At 37.8% G+C, this 16,773-nt stretch carries 15 protein-coding genes; 7 read left to right on the top strand and 8 right to left on the bottom strand.

The window, feature by feature from the left end; all coding sequences use genetic code 11:
• Positions 1–838: 838 nt before the first annotated feature.
• From IX38_RS18655 to IX38_RS18630, 6 genes are all read right to left on the bottom strand, one after another.
• Positions 839–1,564, bottom strand: a complete 726-nt coding sequence (locus IX38_RS18655; RefSeq protein WP_051884884.1) for a phage integrase SAM-like domain and Arm DNA-binding domain-containing protein — start codon at positions 1,562–1,564, stop codon at positions 839–841.
• Between the two features lie 271 nt (positions 1,565–1,835).
• Positions 1,836–3,821: a urocanate hydratase gene (locus tag IX38_RS18650; protein ID WP_034707458.1), complete on the bottom strand. Its 1,986-nt coding sequence runs from the start codon at positions 3,819–3,821 to the stop codon at positions 1,836–1,838.
• Positions 3,822–4,159: 338 nt separating this feature from the next.
• Positions 4,160–4,597, bottom strand: coding sequence for an endonuclease domain-containing protein (locus IX38_RS18645; protein WP_051884882.1), 438 nt, complete (start codon positions 4,595–4,597; stop codon positions 4,160–4,162).
• Positions 4,598–4,757: 160 nt separating this feature from the next.
• Positions 4,758–5,048: a hypothetical protein gene (locus IX38_RS18640; RefSeq protein WP_034707457.1), complete on the bottom strand. Its 291-nt coding sequence runs from the start codon at positions 5,046–5,048 to the stop codon at positions 4,758–4,760.
• Positions 5,049–5,110: 62 nt separating this feature from the next.
• Positions 5,111–6,085: a 2-hydroxyacid dehydrogenase gene (locus tag IX38_RS18635; RefSeq protein WP_034707456.1), complete on the bottom strand. Its 975-nt coding sequence runs from the start codon at positions 6,083–6,085 to the stop codon at positions 5,111–5,113.
• 229 nt (positions 6,086–6,314) lie between these two features.
• Positions 6,315–6,965, bottom strand: a complete 651-nt coding sequence (locus IX38_RS18630; protein ID WP_034707455.1) for a protein-L-isoaspartate(D-aspartate) O-methyltransferase — start codon at positions 6,963–6,965, stop codon at positions 6,315–6,317.
• A gap of 142 nt (positions 6,966–7,107) precedes the next feature.
• Here IX38_RS18630 and IX38_RS18625 point away from each other — a divergent pair, with 142 nt between their 5' ends.
• The 7 genes from IX38_RS18625 (at position 7,108) to IX38_RS18595 (ending at position 13,963) form a co-directional block, all read left to right on the top strand.
• A complete protein-coding gene (locus IX38_RS18625; RefSeq protein WP_034707452.1) occupies positions 7,108–8,070 on the top strand; it encodes a Gfo/Idh/MocA family protein in 963 nt (320 codons plus the stop codon).
• A 234-nt stretch (positions 8,071–8,304) separates the two neighbouring features.
• Entirely contained in the window at positions 8,305–10,035 is a 1,731-nt protein-coding gene (locus IX38_RS18620) for a cellulase family glycosylhydrolase (protein ID WP_034707451.1), read from the top strand.
• Between the two features lie 63 nt (positions 10,036–10,098).
• Positions 10,099–10,980, top strand: a complete 882-nt coding sequence (gene bla-A / locus IX38_RS18615; protein WP_034707448.1) for a CGA/CIA family class A beta-lactamase — start codon at positions 10,099–10,101, stop codon at positions 10,978–10,980.
• Between the two features lie 133 nt (positions 10,981–11,113).
• Positions 11,114–11,461, top strand: a complete 348-nt coding sequence (locus IX38_RS18610; protein ID WP_228377999.1) for a hypothetical protein — start codon at positions 11,114–11,116, stop codon at positions 11,459–11,461.
• A 13-nt stretch (positions 11,462–11,474) separates the two neighbouring features.
• Positions 11,475–12,365: a 3-hydroxybutyryl-CoA dehydrogenase gene (locus IX38_RS18605; protein ID WP_185097686.1), complete on the top strand. Its 891-nt coding sequence runs from the start codon at positions 11,475–11,477 to the stop codon at positions 12,363–12,365.
• Positions 12,366–12,369: 4 nt separating this feature from the next.
• Positions 12,370–13,686: a hypothetical protein gene (locus IX38_RS18600; protein WP_034707444.1), complete on the top strand. Its 1,317-nt coding sequence runs from the start codon at positions 12,370–12,372 to the stop codon at positions 13,684–13,686.
• A 37-nt stretch (positions 13,687–13,723) separates the two neighbouring features.
• The gene (locus tag IX38_RS18595; RefSeq protein WP_007845674.1) at positions 13,724–13,963 is read left to right on the top strand and encodes a hypothetical protein; all 240 of its coding nucleotides are present in this window, start codon (positions 13,724–13,726) and stop codon (positions 13,961–13,963) included.
• Between the two features lie 50 nt (positions 13,964–14,013).
• On the opposite strand, the gene IX38_RS18590 is transcribed toward IX38_RS18595, so the two are convergent.
• Complete coding sequence (locus IX38_RS18590) at positions 14,014–14,424, bottom strand: META domain-containing protein (protein WP_034707443.1); 411 nt, start codon at positions 14,422–14,424, stop codon at positions 14,014–14,016.
• Between the two features lie 293 nt (positions 14,425–14,717).
• Positions 14,718–16,773 (bottom strand): phenylalanine--tRNA ligase subunit beta (gene pheT, locus IX38_RS18585; RefSeq protein ID WP_034707442.1); only part of this gene is annotated, 2,056 nt, incomplete at its 5' end.

The raw sequence follows: 16,773 nt of genomic DNA, 5'->3' as shown, positions 1-16,773 counted from the left end.
CAATTTAATAAGATAAATTTAATTATAGCAAGAATTAATTTCGATTTAATTAATTCTAAAAATCAATACATATTTTATTTATTTTTATCAATAATTATCAAATAATTTATTTTAATTATCATTTAAATACTCATTGTGTTTTATAGACAATCTTACAAAAATTCTCTATCTTAAAATAGAGAAATGAATATTTAAAATAAATACTCCATAATGCCATATCGTTGAAAAATTTAAATTCAATATTTCTTTTAAATTATAACCAAATAAGCCTATAAAAAACGCGGGAAATAATTTCCCGCGTCCCAAATCACAAATGACGAATCACAAATAGGAAAAATAATTTAAAATTATTATGAAAAAAGCCTCGCCATCTTCTATTTCCCTGCCATAAAAGTGTGCTGGTTTTTTCAGGGCTCTGAAAAGAAAATTCAGTAAGATTTAGAATATTGATAATCAGTACCTTTCATTGTTTGTCAATTACTTTTGCTATAGAAATAAAAAAATAGGCAACTGTTTGGAAGGAAATATTTTCACCCGTATTCATTTCATAAAGGTGTAAAGAATGACCTTGTGTTATTTCATACAGGTTATCCTGTATTTATTTTACACGCAGATTTAGGGAAAATAAGCTGTATTCATTCCACACAGGTTTAAAAAAGACCTTGTGTTATTTCATACAGGTGTCCTGTATTTATTTTACACGCAGATTTAGAGAAAATATAAGCTGTATTCATTTCGCACAGGTTAAGAAAAGGCCTAGTATTATTTTATACAGGGATGAGATATACCTGTATGTATTTCAGACAATATGACAACATTATACTTGTTTCACACAAGTTCAAAGATTGACCTGTATTCCGTTTATATGGCTTCTTGTTCCTTCTTCCAATTCTACATTTTTCAGCGATTCTATCTCATCCTTTTGTAGAAATTTGATTTTTGAGGAATCTTTTTTTGTTTTTATCTTATTGAAAGGATAAAGATTGATGGATACTACGTCTTCGGCGATGGCATCATTATAGAATTTCATGATGCTTCTCACATTCGTCTGAACCGTATTGTTTTTATTCTTTAACGTTGAGTAGCAATACGTAATAAAATCATTCAGCAAAACGGTGGTCAAATCTTCAAAATAAAACTCTTTTTCGCCAACATATTTTTGGAATTTTTCCAAATGTGATTGATACTTGAGATACGTCAAAATAGAAAGAGAACCTCTCACTTTTTCCAACCTTTTGAAAGCATAATCAAAAAACAAAGTAGATTCTTTGCCCTTAATCGCTTCTTTTAGATTCTTCGCAGAAACAGACTCATTTTTTCTTGATACATCTGCAACCTGTCCTTCTGCATCTGCGATGATTTGGGAAAGGTAAGCGTTCAATCTTGCACTGTTTGGATGGTTTTTCTTTACTTTCTGCTTCGCCTGGTCCCATTCTGAGGGTTTTAGTTTCTGACCTGTAGTGAGAAATTTTGCTTTTCTGTCCTTAATGACTCTGATGTAAAGTGGACAATGTCCGCTTTGGTCTTCCTGTGTTGTTCTCAGGATTAGTTTTACTGATGCCATAACGTTTTATATGTATTGGTTTTTGTTTACCTTCGCAAAGTAGCGCAAAGCAAAGAATCCCTTTAAATATAGGACTTTACAAAGGGAAGCAACCTGATACAAAAGTACAACAAGCAGTGCAACAAACTCTTAATTTGAATGCTTTCAGATTCGCTGGTTTACCTATGCTAAAATGCCAAAAGCCTTTTAAACAAGCACTTTAAAGAAATCAAAAGAAATATCAGAAAATAATAAAAACTTTGTCAAAGTTTAAAATCTTTGACAAGGTTGGTTAAAACAAACTCTCATCCACGAAATTCGGAAGTGTTACTTTCAGATTGGGTTCTGCTTCCATAGCCCTCTTGATAGCGAAAACGGCGCCTTCATTTCTGGCCCAGCTTCTTCTGGAAATTCCGTTGTTCACGTCCCAGAAGAGCATAGATTTTAATCTTCTGTCGGCATCGGCACTTCCGTCAAGGAGCATTCCGAAACCACCGTTTATTACTTCACCCCAGCCTACTCCGCCACCGTTATGGATGGAAACCCATGTAGCACCACGGAAGCTGTCACCAATCACGTTGTGAATGGCCATATCTGCTGTAAATCTGGAACCGTCGTATATATTGGAAGTCTCCCTGTAAGGCGAATCCGTACCGGAAACATCATGATGGTCCCTGCCTAAAACCACAGGCCCGATCTCCCCGTTTTTTATGACATTGTTGAATGCTTCTGCAATCTTCATTCTTCCCTCTGCATCTGCATACAGGATTCTCGCCTGGGAACCTACTACCAGCTTATTTTCCCGGGCCCCTTTGATCCAGGTGATATTGTCTTTCATCTGCTGCCGGATCTCTTCGGGAGAGTTCTTCATCATCTCCTCCAAAACAGCGCACGCAATATCATCGGTTTTCTGTAAATCTTCCGGTTTTCCGCTTGTACACACCCAACGGAACGGCCCGAAGCCATAATCGAAGCACATAGGCCCCATGATATCCTGAACATAGCTCGGATATTTGAATTCCCTTCCCAGGCTTGGATTTTCTGCCATTACATCTGCTCCGGCCCTGGAAGCTTCCAGTAAAAAGGCGTTCCCATAATCAAAGAAATAGGTCCCCTTCTGTGTATGTTTATTGATGGCTGCTGCGTGTCTTCTTAATGTTTCCTGAACTTTTTCTTTGAACAGTTCGGGTTCCTCAGCCATCATCCTGTTTGATTCCTCAAAGCTCTGCCCGGCCGGATAATATCCGCCAGCCCAGGGATTGTGAAGGGATGTCTGGTCCGATCCTATGTCGATTTTTAAATTCTTCTGATCAAATTTCTCCCAAACCTCAACAATATTTCCAAGGTAGGCCAGGGAAACCGTTTCTTTATTTTCCCGGGCTTTCTGTACCCTTTCTACCAATTCATCAAGGTTTTCGTGAATTTCGTTCACCCACTTCTGATCGTGACGGATCCTGGTGATTTTAGGATTCACTTCGGCACATACCGTGATACAGCCTGCAATATTTCCGGCTTTTGGCTGCGCTCCGCTCATTCCTCCCAATCCGGAAGTTACGAAAAGACCTCCCTGCGGTTCTTTTTTTATCTTTCTGAATGCATTCAGAACGGTGATCGTTGTTCCGTGAACAATTCCCTGCGGGCCAATATACATATAGCTTCCCGCCGTCATTTGCCCATATTGGGTAACGCCTAAAGCATTGAATTTCTCCCAGTCATCCGGCTTTGAATAGTTGGGAATCATCATCCCATTGGTTACCACCACCCTCGGCGCATCTTTATGCGACGGGAAAAGCCCCATCGGATGTCCTGAATACATGGTTAAAGTCTGCTCATCCGTCATTTCCGACAGGTACTTCATCGTAAGAAGATACTGGGCCCAGTTTGAAAAAACAGCCCCGTTGCCACCATAAGTAATAAGCTCATGGGGATGCTGCGCCACGGCATAGTCAAGATTATTCTGGATCATCAGCATAATGGCTTTTGCCTGTTCAGACTTTCCGGGATATTCTTCAATCGCCCTCGCCTTCATTTCATAATCCGGACGGAAACGGTACATATAAATCCTGCCATATTTTTCCAGCTCTTCCCTGAATTCAGGCAGCAATTCCGCATGAAACCGGGGCTCGAAATAACGCAGGGCATTTTTCAGAGCAAGCTTCTTCTCTTCTTCCCCTAAAATGTCTTTACGCTTCGGTGCATGGTTGATATTGGCTTCGTATGGTTTAGGCTGTGGCAGCTGATCAGGAATCCCCTGCTGTATCTGTTCTTGAAATGTCATATTGCTATTTAAAGTTCAATGTTTAGAATTCAACGTTTTGAAGTTTTAAAGATATTCAAATTAGGAAATATAGGCAAGGGAATTTGATGATGTGTCGATCTGCGAATATCGCTGCCATTGATGTGGATTAGTATTTCTTTCATTGTGTTTATGTTTCTTTTTTACCACCCCGTCTTCTCCTTTCAGGCGAATCCACCCCTCCGGAGGAGGGGAATGATATTCTCTTGATAACAAATGGTTTCCAAAAATATAAAACTCTGATAGGCGATTTGTACATAACGACTATGATAATAATACCAACCCAAATTCCCCTCCTCCGGAGGGGTGGATTCCAAAATTCATGGAATTTTGGAAGACGGGGTGGTCCCAAAATGCTGAATAATGAAATATTCCAGATCCTTCATCACTACATATATATTATTCCTTATATCAAAATCCGGGATTCTGAAAATAAGAAGCCCCAAAGACTCCAGATATTCCTGCCTGATCCCATCATAAACCTGCTTTTCGTCATGACTGGAACCATCAATTTCAATAATGAGCCCTAAAGCTTTTACATAAAAATCCACAATATAATTTCCAATAATTCTTTGCCGGTCAAAATCTATATTGTGAAATGTTCTGGCCCGAACCTTTTTCCAGAAAATAACTTCACCCAGAATTCCTGCTTTGCGTTTCTGTTTCAATAATATGACTAAATGAGGATTAAAGGGTAGATTTTCCACGAAATTTCTGCGAATGGGGATGCCATTGATGTGGGTTAGTATTTCTTTCATTGTGTTTGTGTTTCTTTTTTACCACCCCGTCTTCTCCTTTCAGGCGAATCCACCCCTCCGGAGGAGGGGAATGATATTCTGCAGAAAACCAATGGTTTCCAAAAATAAAAAAACCTCACTGATAATTCAGTAAGGCTGCTGTATTTTTATGTTCAGAGTTTTAAGTTAAAACATCATCATTTTCCTCTTCGTGGTCGTCTTCATTGTCGCTTAGGCTCCAGTAATTGTTTTCTTCATCTTCAGAACCTATTTCCTCCATTTCATCATCGTCTTCGGTTCCGGGAATATCAAGTCCGCCATCTATTCTGTCATCATCCTCATCATTTAATATGGGATTTCCATCACCATCAAGCGGAATATGCTTTTCTCTACTAAATATATCTTCACCAGGACTGTAGTCCATTTCTTCTAACTTTCTGTTCTGTTCGTTGGTATTGTTTTCAGGTGTCATAATATTTTGTATTTAAGGTTTTATAATGCAGAACAAAAATGGTTCCAAGCTGTCATTGACTCCTAAGAATATACTTCAGGATTGGCACAATAAGGAATTTTTTCTCCTTTGGAAAAGGCGATAATATTTTCTGCTGCCATTTTCGCCATTCCTGTTCTGGCCTCGATAGTCGCGGAACCTATATGCGGCAGCACACACACATTGGAAAGTTCCAAAAGCGGGCTTTCTTTAGACATGGGCTCCGGATTGGTCACATCTAAGCCTGCTCCCCAGATTTGCTTTGAAACCAGTGCTTCATACAGATCCTTTTCATTCTGGAAACCTCCTCTTGCGGTATTGATAAAAATAGCATTGAATTTCATTTTTTCAAAAACAGATCCGTTGAAAAGGTCTTTCTGCTCAGGGGTAAAATTGGCATGAACACTCAGTACATCTGACTGTTCAACAAGTTCGTCGAAAGAAACATAATTGGCATTTATTTCCTTTTCCGCTTCTTCATTCCGGTTCCGGTTGTGGTAAATGATCTTCATATCAAAAGCTTTATAAGATTTTTTAGCCATTTCAAAACCTATTCTTCCCAGTCCCAGAATCCCTAATGTTTTCCCATATAATTCCTGTCCCAGAGCATGCAAAGGATCAAAATCACCCCAGTTACCGTCTTTCACTTTCTGAAAATTGTAGCCCGCTCTTCTTGCTACGGACTGCATCAGCAGAAAAGCTATATCAGAGGTGGCTTTACTGAGGACATCAGGAGTATTCCCTACCGGAACTTTTCTCTGGCTGGCTTCTTTAATATCCACATGATCAAAACCTACAGAATATAAAGCGATTATATTTATATTGGGACATTGGTCAAAAAAATCCTTGTCATATTTAAATTCCCCTCCAACGCTTAAAATGGCATCATGATTCTGACAGTAAATGAGCCATTCTTCGTGAGACAGGTTTTCATGTTCGGGGATAAAAACTTCCATCCCGGCTTCTTTCAGCATTTCGATGCCTGCTTCCGGAATTCTTTTGTTTACAAATACTTTCATTATTTATTTTGTATTTAATTTGTGCTTGAGAATTTCAAATAAAAACCTCACTCCTGCTAAAAAAGTGAGGTTTTTAACTTTAATATTAAAAATTGAGTGATTAGGATTTTATAGTGAATTCAATTACTATACCCAAGCAGTCTTAATGTTTATTAAAAATGAAGAAAATTTAAATTTTTAATCAAAAATTTGTATGATTTGATCTGTTTGTGGAGATAAAAAACTTTTATTAATGGTTTGTATCTCCCAGCATCGGAACAAATTTGTAAGCCCCGAATTCTTCTTTTTCAAACTGTGTAGGAGCCGTTTTTGTAAATCTGTATAAAATCTGCTCATCGGTAGGACCCAGCGGAATAACCATCTTTCCGCCTACGTTGAGCTGTTTTAATAATTCTGTGGGTAAAACTGAAGCTCCACAGGTAATAATGATCTTGTCAAAAGGGGCAAAAGTAGGAAGTCCGGCAAAACCGTCCCCAAAACTCTGAAATTTTGGATTCAGATGCAGCTCACGGAATTTCTTCTTTGAAAAATCAAAAAGATCCTTCTGCCTTTCCACAGTGTAGACCAATGCTTTCATAGCCAACAGAACAGCTGTCTGATATCCGCAGCCTGTTCCGATTTCCAGGACCTTCTCGCCCGGTTTTACCTGCAGCAGCTCGGATTGTTCCGCTACAGTTGAGGGATGGGAAATCGTTTGATGTGACAATATAGGAAAGGCCCTGTCTTCGTAGGCGAAATCTTCAAAAATACTTTCGATAAAAAGGTGTCTCGGAACTTCACTCATTGCCGAAAGTACATTCTCATCCGATATTCCGATCTTATGTCTTAAATACTCGACCAAGATTTTTCTTTTTCCTTTATGTACAAACGAATCATGCATCATTAGTAAGATAGTAGTTATTAAGTTATACAGGTGGTAGTTTCTACAAAAGTAAAAAAACTATCAATACTTATCAACCTAAAAGCGACAACGTATTTCTTAATACCTAAAATTCTTATCTTTACAAAAATTAAAAAAATCTATGTTAAAAGCAGGTTTGGTAGGTGCCGGACATCTGGGGAAGATCCATTTACGACTTCTTAACCAGTCAGATAAGTACGAGCTGGTAGGTTTCCATGATAAAGATACCGAAAACGGGAGAAAAATAGAAGCTGAATTCGGATATAAATATTTTGAAAATTTTGATGAACTTCTTGAGCAGATCGATATGCTGGATATTGTGACACCCACATTATATCATTACGATTATGCTCTAAAAGCAATTGAAAAAAAACTCCATTTTTTTATTGAAAAACCAGTGACCCAAACGCTTGAACAGGCAGAGGAAATTCTTCATAAGTGCCAGGAAAACGGTATCAAGGCACAGGTTGGACATGTTGAAAGATATAATCCGGCGTTCATCGGAGCAAAAGATTATATTCAGAATCCGATGTTCATTGAAATTCACCGTTTGGCAGAATTTAATCCCCGGGGGACTGATGTTTCTGTGGTTTTAGATTTAATGATTCATGATCTGGATATTTTATTGAGCGTGGTAAAATCTAAGGTCAAAGATATCCATGCAAGCGGTGTGTGTGTGGTAAGCAAAAGTCCTGATATTGCCAATGCAAGAATTGAATTTGAAAATGGATGTGTTGCCAATCTTACAACATCCAGAATTTCAATGAAAGCAATGAGAAAAAGCCGATTTTTCCAGAAAGATGCATACATTTCCGTAGACTTCCTTGAGAAAAAAGCGGAAGTGATCCGAATGAAAGATGCTCCTGAACACCCTACTCCATTCGACATGATCATCGAAAATGCCGATGGTGAAAAGAACCAGATCTTATTTGAATATCCGGACATTCGGCCTAATAATGCTATCCTTGATGAATTGAATTCTTTTGCAGATGCCATCACCGATGGTAAAAATGTGGAAGTTTCTCTGGAAGACGGGACGGAAGCTTTAAAGGTTGCCCTGGAAATTGTAAAACTGATTTCTTAATAAAATCCATAATAATAACATTTAGCAGGCTGTGATTATATGAATCACAGCCTGTCTTATGTAACCTGTAAGAGTTATCCCGGAATGAAGGTAAAATCTATTATGTTTCCGATTTTTTGGAAATAATCTGATTTGATTGAATAATTTTAATTTTTGTTCAGGATTTTTTAAATATATTTGTTTTTCTTAAAACATTATTCTCTACCCCTCCAACATTTAAATAAAAAATTTTATATGAAAAGAGCCATCCTATTATCCGCTTTATTATTGTCTCAATTTGGGACATCACAATTATTAAAAACTGAAGGACAAAAAATAGTTAATGACAAAGGTGAAAATATCCAGCTGAGAGGTCTGGGCCTCGGGGGATGGATGCTTCAGGAAGGTTATATGCTGAAAACAGCTGATTTTGCAGGTCCTCAGTATAAGATCAAAGAGAAGATCACTGAACTGATCGGTGAAGACGGAATGAGGAACTTTTATAAGGCTTATCTTAAAAATGGCGTTACTAAGCAAGATATTGACTTTCTTACTAAAGTTGGATTCAATTCTATAAGGCTGCCCATGCACTATGATCTGTACACCCTTCCTATTGAAAAAGAACCGGTAAAAGGAAAGAATATGTGGCTGGAAGAAGGTTTTAAAATGACTGATAACCTTCTGAAATGGTGTGCTGCCAATAAAATATATTTGATCCTTGACCTTCATGCAGCGCCGGGCGGACAGGGAAATGACGTTAATATTTCTGACAATGACAAAACAAAACCCTCTCTTTGGGAAAGCAGTGAAAACCAGGAAAAAACCATTGCATTATGGAAAAAGCTTGCTGAACGGTACAAAGACGAACCCTGGATCGGTGGTTACGACCTGATCAATGAACCGAATATCAATTTCACCGGAAAAAATCCGAACGGTACTGACGAGATGTCCAATGCTCCGCTATGGAAACTGCAAAAGGACATTACGACTGCTATCCGGGAAAACGATAAAAAACACATTATATTTATTGAAGGCAACGGATGGGGAAATAATTATAACGGATTAATCCCGATCTGGGACAGCAATATGGTATTCAGTTTTCATAAATACTGGAATTATAATAATGATGAAACCATCCAGTCTATCCTTGATCTGAGAAAAAAGCATAACATTCCTATCTGGCTTGGAGAAACCGGAGAAAATTCGAATGTATGGTTCACCGAGCTGATCCAGCTTCTGAATAAGCATAATATAGGCTATGCATTTTGGCCGATGAAAAAGATTGATAATATTGCAGGGATCACCAATGTCAAGATTACACCTGAATACGAAAAGCTTCTGAATTACTGGAAAAACGGCGGCGAAAAACCGTCTAAAGACTATGCAACAAAAGCGTTGATGAAGATCGCAGAGAATTACAAATTCAGCAATGTTGAAATTAAGAATGATGTTATTGATGCTATGTTCAGGCAGGTAACGGATGATTCTACAAAACCATTTAAAAAGCATCAGGCCCCGGGAAGAATATTTGCATCAGAGTATGATTTGGGAAGGATGGGTTCAGCCTATCTGGATAAGGATTTCATTAACCTCTGGGTGAGTGATCCCAAGAAAAGGTCTGAATGGAATTCCGGACAGCAGATGAGAAATGACGGTGTGGATATTTATCTCTGCTATGATCATATTACCAATACATACTATGTAGGAAAAACGGAAGCAGGAGAATGGCTTCAGTATACCCTTAATGCGAAAGCTGATAAAAACTATACATTCAGCATCAGGTATGCAGGTAAGAATGATGCCGGTATCAGACTGGAAGATGCTTCAGGAAAGCTGCTGGCCAAAGTTTCGCTGCCTTCCACCGGCGGAGATGAAAACTGGAAAACAGTATCCGTTAAAAACGTTCCTCTCCGGAATGGAATCAATACAATCAGGCTTCACGTCGAAAGCGGCGGTTCCAACCTGAATTATTTTGAAATACAGTAATAATTATCTTAAATTGCAGATCCCTTTTAGTCTCTAAAAGGGGTTTCCTTTAAAGCATACATTATGAAAAAAATAGGACTTTTCTTTCTTCTGATCTCGTCACTGGCTGTAGCCCAGAAATCTGCTTTGGAGCAGAAAATCAATTCTATAACTGAGGGTAAAAAAGCAACGGTCGGGATTTCGGTACTGGGTTTTGAAAATAATTTTAAATACAGTAAAAACGGAGATCAGAAGTTACCGATGCTGAGTGTTTTCAAGTTTCATATTGCAGCTGCAGCTTTGGATCTTGTAGATAAAGGAAAACTTTCACTGGACCAGAAAGTATTCGTGAGCAAAACTGATCTGAAGGAAAAAACATGGTCTCCATTCCGGGAAAAGTATCCTGCCGGAAATATTGAAGTTACTTTAAATGAAGTGATCGACTACACGGTGGCTTTAAGTGATAATAATCTTTGTGATCTTCTTTTGAAACTCATTGGAGGAACAAAAAAGGTTCAGCAGTTTATGGATTCCAAAGGGGTAAAAGATTTCCAGATCAGGTACAATGAACAGGAGATGCATGAAAAAAACTGGAAATCACTTTATGAGAATTACACTACTCCCAATTCTGCCGCACAGGTCCTGAAAAAATTCTATGACGGAAAGCTGCTTTCTAAAAAGTCTACAGATTATTTGATGAAAATTATGACCGGAACTAAAACCGGAACTAATAAAATTATTGAACAATTACCCAAAAACACTCCCACAGCACACAAAACTGGTTCTTCCGGCAAAAATGACAACGGCCTTACCATTGCTGAAAATGATATAGGAATCATCACCCTTCCGAACGGTAAACATTACGCAATTGCCGTATTTGTAAGCAATTCCACAGAAGCAGACGCCGTGAACTGTAAAATGGTTTCTGATATTTCCAAGGCAGTGTGGGATGATTTTAATAAGTAAAATATTAAGCTTATTTTTAAGCACAGAAATTGATAAAAATCTCAATTGAAACATCCGGTAAACCATTGATATGAAAAAGATATTATTAACTATAAGCCTGCTCTGCTCAGTGTTCTTTTTTTCACAAAAGAGCATGAGCTACCTACAAATCAGCTATGGCAGCATCTGCTGCGGAACTCCTTCTACAAAGCCTGTGACGGACTATATTAAAAAATTTGAGAAAAGCAATCATCTCAAAGCTTTTGAAGTTTTAAAACAGGGAGGGCTCGGACGAGAAGGTGAATTCAATTTATATATCGGAATAGACCGGCTGGGCAAAAAGAAGAAGAGCACTTTCATAAAAGGACTTCAGTCAGCGATAGCTTCACAAAACAAAAAAAGGAAACAGGACAGCGACGGCACCGTGAATTTTGATCCGGCTGCCACTGTTTATAAGTCTGATCTCAGCAACATAAAAAATTTAACTATCTATAAAAAATAAAAGAAAAAAAATGATCAAAAACATTGTAGTTATTGGAGCAGGAACTATGGGGAACGGTATTGCGCATACTTTTGCACAAAGCGGTTTCAAAGTAAATCTGGTAGATGTATCGCAGGATGCTCTGGACAGAGGCCTGAAAACAATTACCACTAACCTTGACAGAATAATTGCAAAGGGAAACCTTACGGAAGAACAGAAAGCTGAAACATTAGGAAACATAAGCACTTTTACAGAACTTAAAGAAGCGGCAGGAAACGCAGATCTTATTGTAGAAGCGGCTACTGAAAACCAGGATCTGAAGCTGAAAATCTTCGGACAGATGGATGAATTGGCACCAGCCAACTGTATCCTGGCTACCAATACTTCTTCTATTTCTATCACGAAAATTGCTGCAGCTACCAAAAGAGCTGACAAAGTGATCGGAATGCACTTTATGAACCCTGTTCCTATCATGAAACTGGTAGAGATCATCAAAGGATATTCTACTTCTAAGGAGACTTTTGATGCAATTTATGAAATGAGCAAAACATTGGGCAAAGTTCCTGTGGAAGTGAATGACTATCCAGGCTTCGTAGCGAACAGAATTCTTATGCCAATGATTAACGAATCTATCGAAACACTTTATAACGGAGTGGCTGGTGTAGAAGAAATTGATACGGTAATGAAGCTTGGAATGGCACATCCGATGGGGCCGCTTCAGCTGGCAGATTTTATCGGTCTTGATATCTGTCTTGCCATTCTTAATGTAATGTACGATGGTTTCAAAAACCCTAAATATGCTCCAAACCCGCTTCTTGTAAACATGGTGATGGCAGGAAAACTGGGTGTAAAGTCAGGAGAAGGTTTCTATGATTATTCGGAAAGCAAAAAAGCTGAAAAAGTTTCAAAAATGTTTTTGAAATAATTGAATGAAATTAAAGGAAAAAAACATCCAAATAGCAATGGTCATCATCACTGTAATGATGACCATTCTTCGTTTTATATTAAATGAAAAAGGAAGAGTAAATCCCGATTCTATCCGCTTTATGAGATTCGCGCATGTTCTTCCGACCATTGACAATACTACAACTCCGATAGGTTACCCTTTTAGTATAAGATTGTTTACGTTTCTTGGCTTCGATGAGTTCTGGGGAAGTAAAGCCCTTGGAATTGCTGCTTATCTTTTTGTTATTTATTTCTGCTGGAAAAAAAAGTTCTACAGACCTGAGGCTATTGCAGTATGCGGATTGTTCAGTTTCGTTTCATTGTTTGCTTATACGATGAGCGAAGCTCTTATTATTCCTTTCGTATTTTTATTTTTATATACTGCCTCGCAGATCATTACAGGAAAACTTGAAAATGGAAAGGCTGTTTTTTACCTTTCGCTTTCATTAATCTCTCTTTATAACATCCGATATAGCGCCTTATTCTTCATTGGAGGAACCGGTCTTTACGGCTTGATTTTTTGGAGAAAAAAATATTCATCGGTATTTATTATCTCAGGCGTGATAGGAATTCTGTTTGTAGGAGCTTATAAATTTTTATTTATTGATTATTTTAATGAAAATTATATCAAGCAGGCCCTGTCTGTAGGAATCCACCCCACTTCCAAGTTATTGAAAGAATTGATACAGGGACTGGCAACTTCATTCAATCCTTTCATCCATATTGCAGATCCCCGTGGAAGCTTCATCAATTATGGGATTTATGGTATTGGTGCTTTGAATATTTTTTTGATGATTTATCTTTTTGTAAAAAATAAGCTGTCCGAAACAGAATATTTCTTTACCATTATCAGTATTTCCGGCATTCTATGCTCTTATTTTGTTCAGTATTTTTATTCGGTCATTCCTCTCGATTATAGGATCATAGGGCCTTTTATAATCCCTGTATGGCTTATTTATTTTAACAGACTTTTCAGGATTTTCAATACCAAAACCTATTTAGTCACTGCACTAAGCTTACTATCCGGGCTGGTTTTCACCTGGCTTTCCAAGGGAAATTATCTTGAAAACAGAAAAGCTGCCGCAGATTTTTTAAAAAGTGAGAAGCTGGATAAAGTTCCCATACAGTTTTTTATTTTAAAAGAAGAGAATCTGGAAAAAATACAGGTTGCTGAGCTTTTAAGTACAGTAAACTCTGATATTACCCTTACTTTCAGACCTGAAGATACACTCCGCAGGACGACTCTTACAAGGTATAAAGTTTTGCAAAAAATTAAAATCAACAAGAACAAATATCAATAATTTTATTATCTTTGATTAAAGTTAAAATATTAAAAAAATGAAATTACCAAAGTTTTTATTAGCAGACAATTCGGAATTTCCTGAAGATTTATTCGTAGTTCATACAGAATATCCAAGATTCATCTTAAATGTTGAGGAGGAAGAAGTTGAGTGGCTGGATGATTTGGAAGGCGACGATGAGGAAACTATGGCAGACGAGGCTACAAAAGTGGTAGAGGCTGCATTTAAATGGTGCGATGAAGAGCTGGCTAAGTACGACGAGGAAGAGGAAGAATAATAACTACCCAAACATAAAAAAAGGAACTCAAATTGAGTTCCTTTTTTATTTTATTCAGCTTTATTGAATTTCAACAGCAGAAGATTGTCTTTGTAAAGTTCTAAGGTAGTTCCGGAAATCACATATTTATTGGCTTTCCCCACCATATCCATAAAATTCTGCTCAACGCTCATATTGTTGCACATCATTTTGGTAGATCCTAACTGTCCTGCAGAGAAATCACCTGTAGAAGGACTTATTGTAGCTGTTCCGAAATAGTTGTTGCATCCTCCGTTTCCATTGATCTTTTCCCCTTCAATATTCAGGGTAGGAACCTTGCCTTTCACATTATCCGCCAATGTCCACTTTGTATTGGCCAGTGATGGCTGCGCTTTCCCCACTTTAGATGCAGAAGCGCTGGACATTGTACCGCACGATGCCAGAACGGCAGCCGCAGCTATACTTAAAAAAAGATTTTTCATTTTTTTCTTTTAGAATTACTCAAATTTAAGGAAATTATATTATTTAAACGGTCCGGAAAGGATTTTATTACTTTCGAAAGCTCTATTTCCAGGATTATTTTTAAATATCAAGGTGACTGATGTTTCCATTTTCAAACGGGCTAAAGCCCATTTCTATTGAATAAATATCCGGATTCCGGGAGATTAATTTCTTTTTTTGCTGATTGAGCCGATTGGGATGCAGAATTTATAATTCTAAATGATTAAAAACAAAAAAACGGGCTAAAGCCCGTTTCAGTAATATTTATTCTTAATTAAGATCTTAATTCTGCATTGTATTCTTTTTGAAATGCTTTGATCAGAGATTCCATCACTTCTGAAATTTCTTTTTCTTCCAATGTTTTTTCTTCATTAAGGAGTTCAAAGCTCATCGCATAGGATTTTTTTCCTTCCGGAAGATTCTTTCCTTCATATACATCGAATAAATTGATCCCTCTGATAAAAGGAGATTTATTCTTTTTCGCCGTCTGATACAGATCCTGATAGTTTATATTTTTATCGATCAATAGGGCAAGATCTCTTCTGATCTTATTGAACTTAGGAATATCCTTAAATTTAAGTACATTTCCGGAACGTAATTCCTGAGCCAATTCAAGTTCGATTTCTGCGTAGAAACATTCCTGATCAATGTCAAAGTCTTTCAATAAAACCGGAGATACTTTTCCAATTCTTACTAAAGTTTTTCCTTCCGCTTCGTAAGCTAATGAATCGGAGAATCTTTCGTCTGTTAAAGCAATTTCTTTATAATCTACTCCAAGCCTTTCTAACAGGACTTTTACATAAGCTTTAAGATTGTAAAAGCTTACTGCGGATTTAGGTTGCAGCCAGTTTTCAGCAACATCTCTTCCTGTAACAAGAAGGGCAAGCTGCTTTCTTTCTTCGTATTTATCTTTTTTATGATAAATCTTTCCGAATTCGAAGAATTTGATATCCTGATTCTTTCTGTTGATGTTATACACTGCATTCTGAAGAAGACCTTCCAATAAAGATTTTCTCATGAACGCCAGATCTCCGCTTAATGGATTTAGTAATTTCACGGCATCGGTTTCATCTTTTACGGAAGTGAGTGAGTTGTTCATCACTTCGTTGAAGCCAAGTCCCTGCAGTGTTCTCGCCCAGTTATTTTCAAGCTCATCCTGATCGTTGGCGCTCAGTTTTACCGGTGTAAACGAAATTTTCTGTGGAGCATCGATCTTATTGTACCCGTAAATTCTCAGAATTTCTTCAATCACATCAATTTCTCTCGTTACATCTGCTCTGTAAGCAGGCACAGATATTTCAAGCCCGTTCTGGATCTCATTTAAAACCTGGATTTCCAGGGATTTTAAGATTTCCTTTACTTTCTCCCTGTGGATCTTTGTTCCTAAGATCTGTTCAATCTTTGAGAATCTGATGATCACATAATTATCTTCGATTTTCTTTGGATATTCTTCCAACAGGTCTCCCATTAATTTTCCTCCGGCCATCTCCTGGATCATTTTGATGGCATGGGTTATTGCTGTTCTGGTGATATTTGGATCTACTCCTCTTTCAAATCTGAAAGAAGCATCTGTACTTAAGCCATGAAATTTAGCGGCTTTTCTTACAGCTACCGGGTTGAAATAAGCACTTTCCAGAAATATGGTTTTCGTTTCATCAGAAACTCCTGAATTGGCACCGCCAAAAACTCCTGCAATACACATCGGGTTGTCTTTTCCGTCTTTGATCATGACTTCAGAACCGTTCAAAGTTCTTTCAACACCATCCAGGGTCGTGAATTTTGTTCCTTCTTTTACGGTACCTACTTTCACTTTACTGTCAGTGATTTTGTCTGCATCAAATGCATGAAGAGGTTGCCCGTAACCGTGAAGGATATAATTGGTAATATCTACAATATTGTTAATCGGGCTTAAACCGATTGCTTTCAGTCTGTCTTTTAACCAGGCCGGAGATTCAGCTACTTTCACATCTTCAATTACAGCTCCGATATATCTTGGGCAGAGTTCAGCGTTTTCCACTTCTAAAGTGAAATTATGTGAGCCTTCCCCGTTCAAACTTTCAGAAGACACTTTCTCAAATGTGGATTTCTGCTGGTTGGTTGAAAGGAAAGCGTGAAGATCTCTTGCAACACCGTAATGCGACATGGCGTCTGTCCTGTTCGGCGTCAAACCGATTTCTAAGACTTCATCGTTTGCCAGTTCAAAATAATCGGCAAAATTCTTTCCTACTTCATATTTGGTTTCATCCAAAACCATAATTCCACCATGATCTTCACTAAGGCCAAGCTCATCTTCTGCGCAGATCATCCCCTGAGAAATCTCGCTTCTGATC

The sequence above is a fragment of the Chryseobacterium luteum genome, assembly GCF_000737785.1.
GTDB lineage: Bacteria > Bacteroidota > Bacteroidia > Flavobacteriales > Weeksellaceae > Chryseobacterium > Chryseobacterium luteum.
The sequence above is the reverse complement of the archived record's forward strand: the minus strand, read 5'-3'. Positions and strand labels throughout refer to the sequence as shown.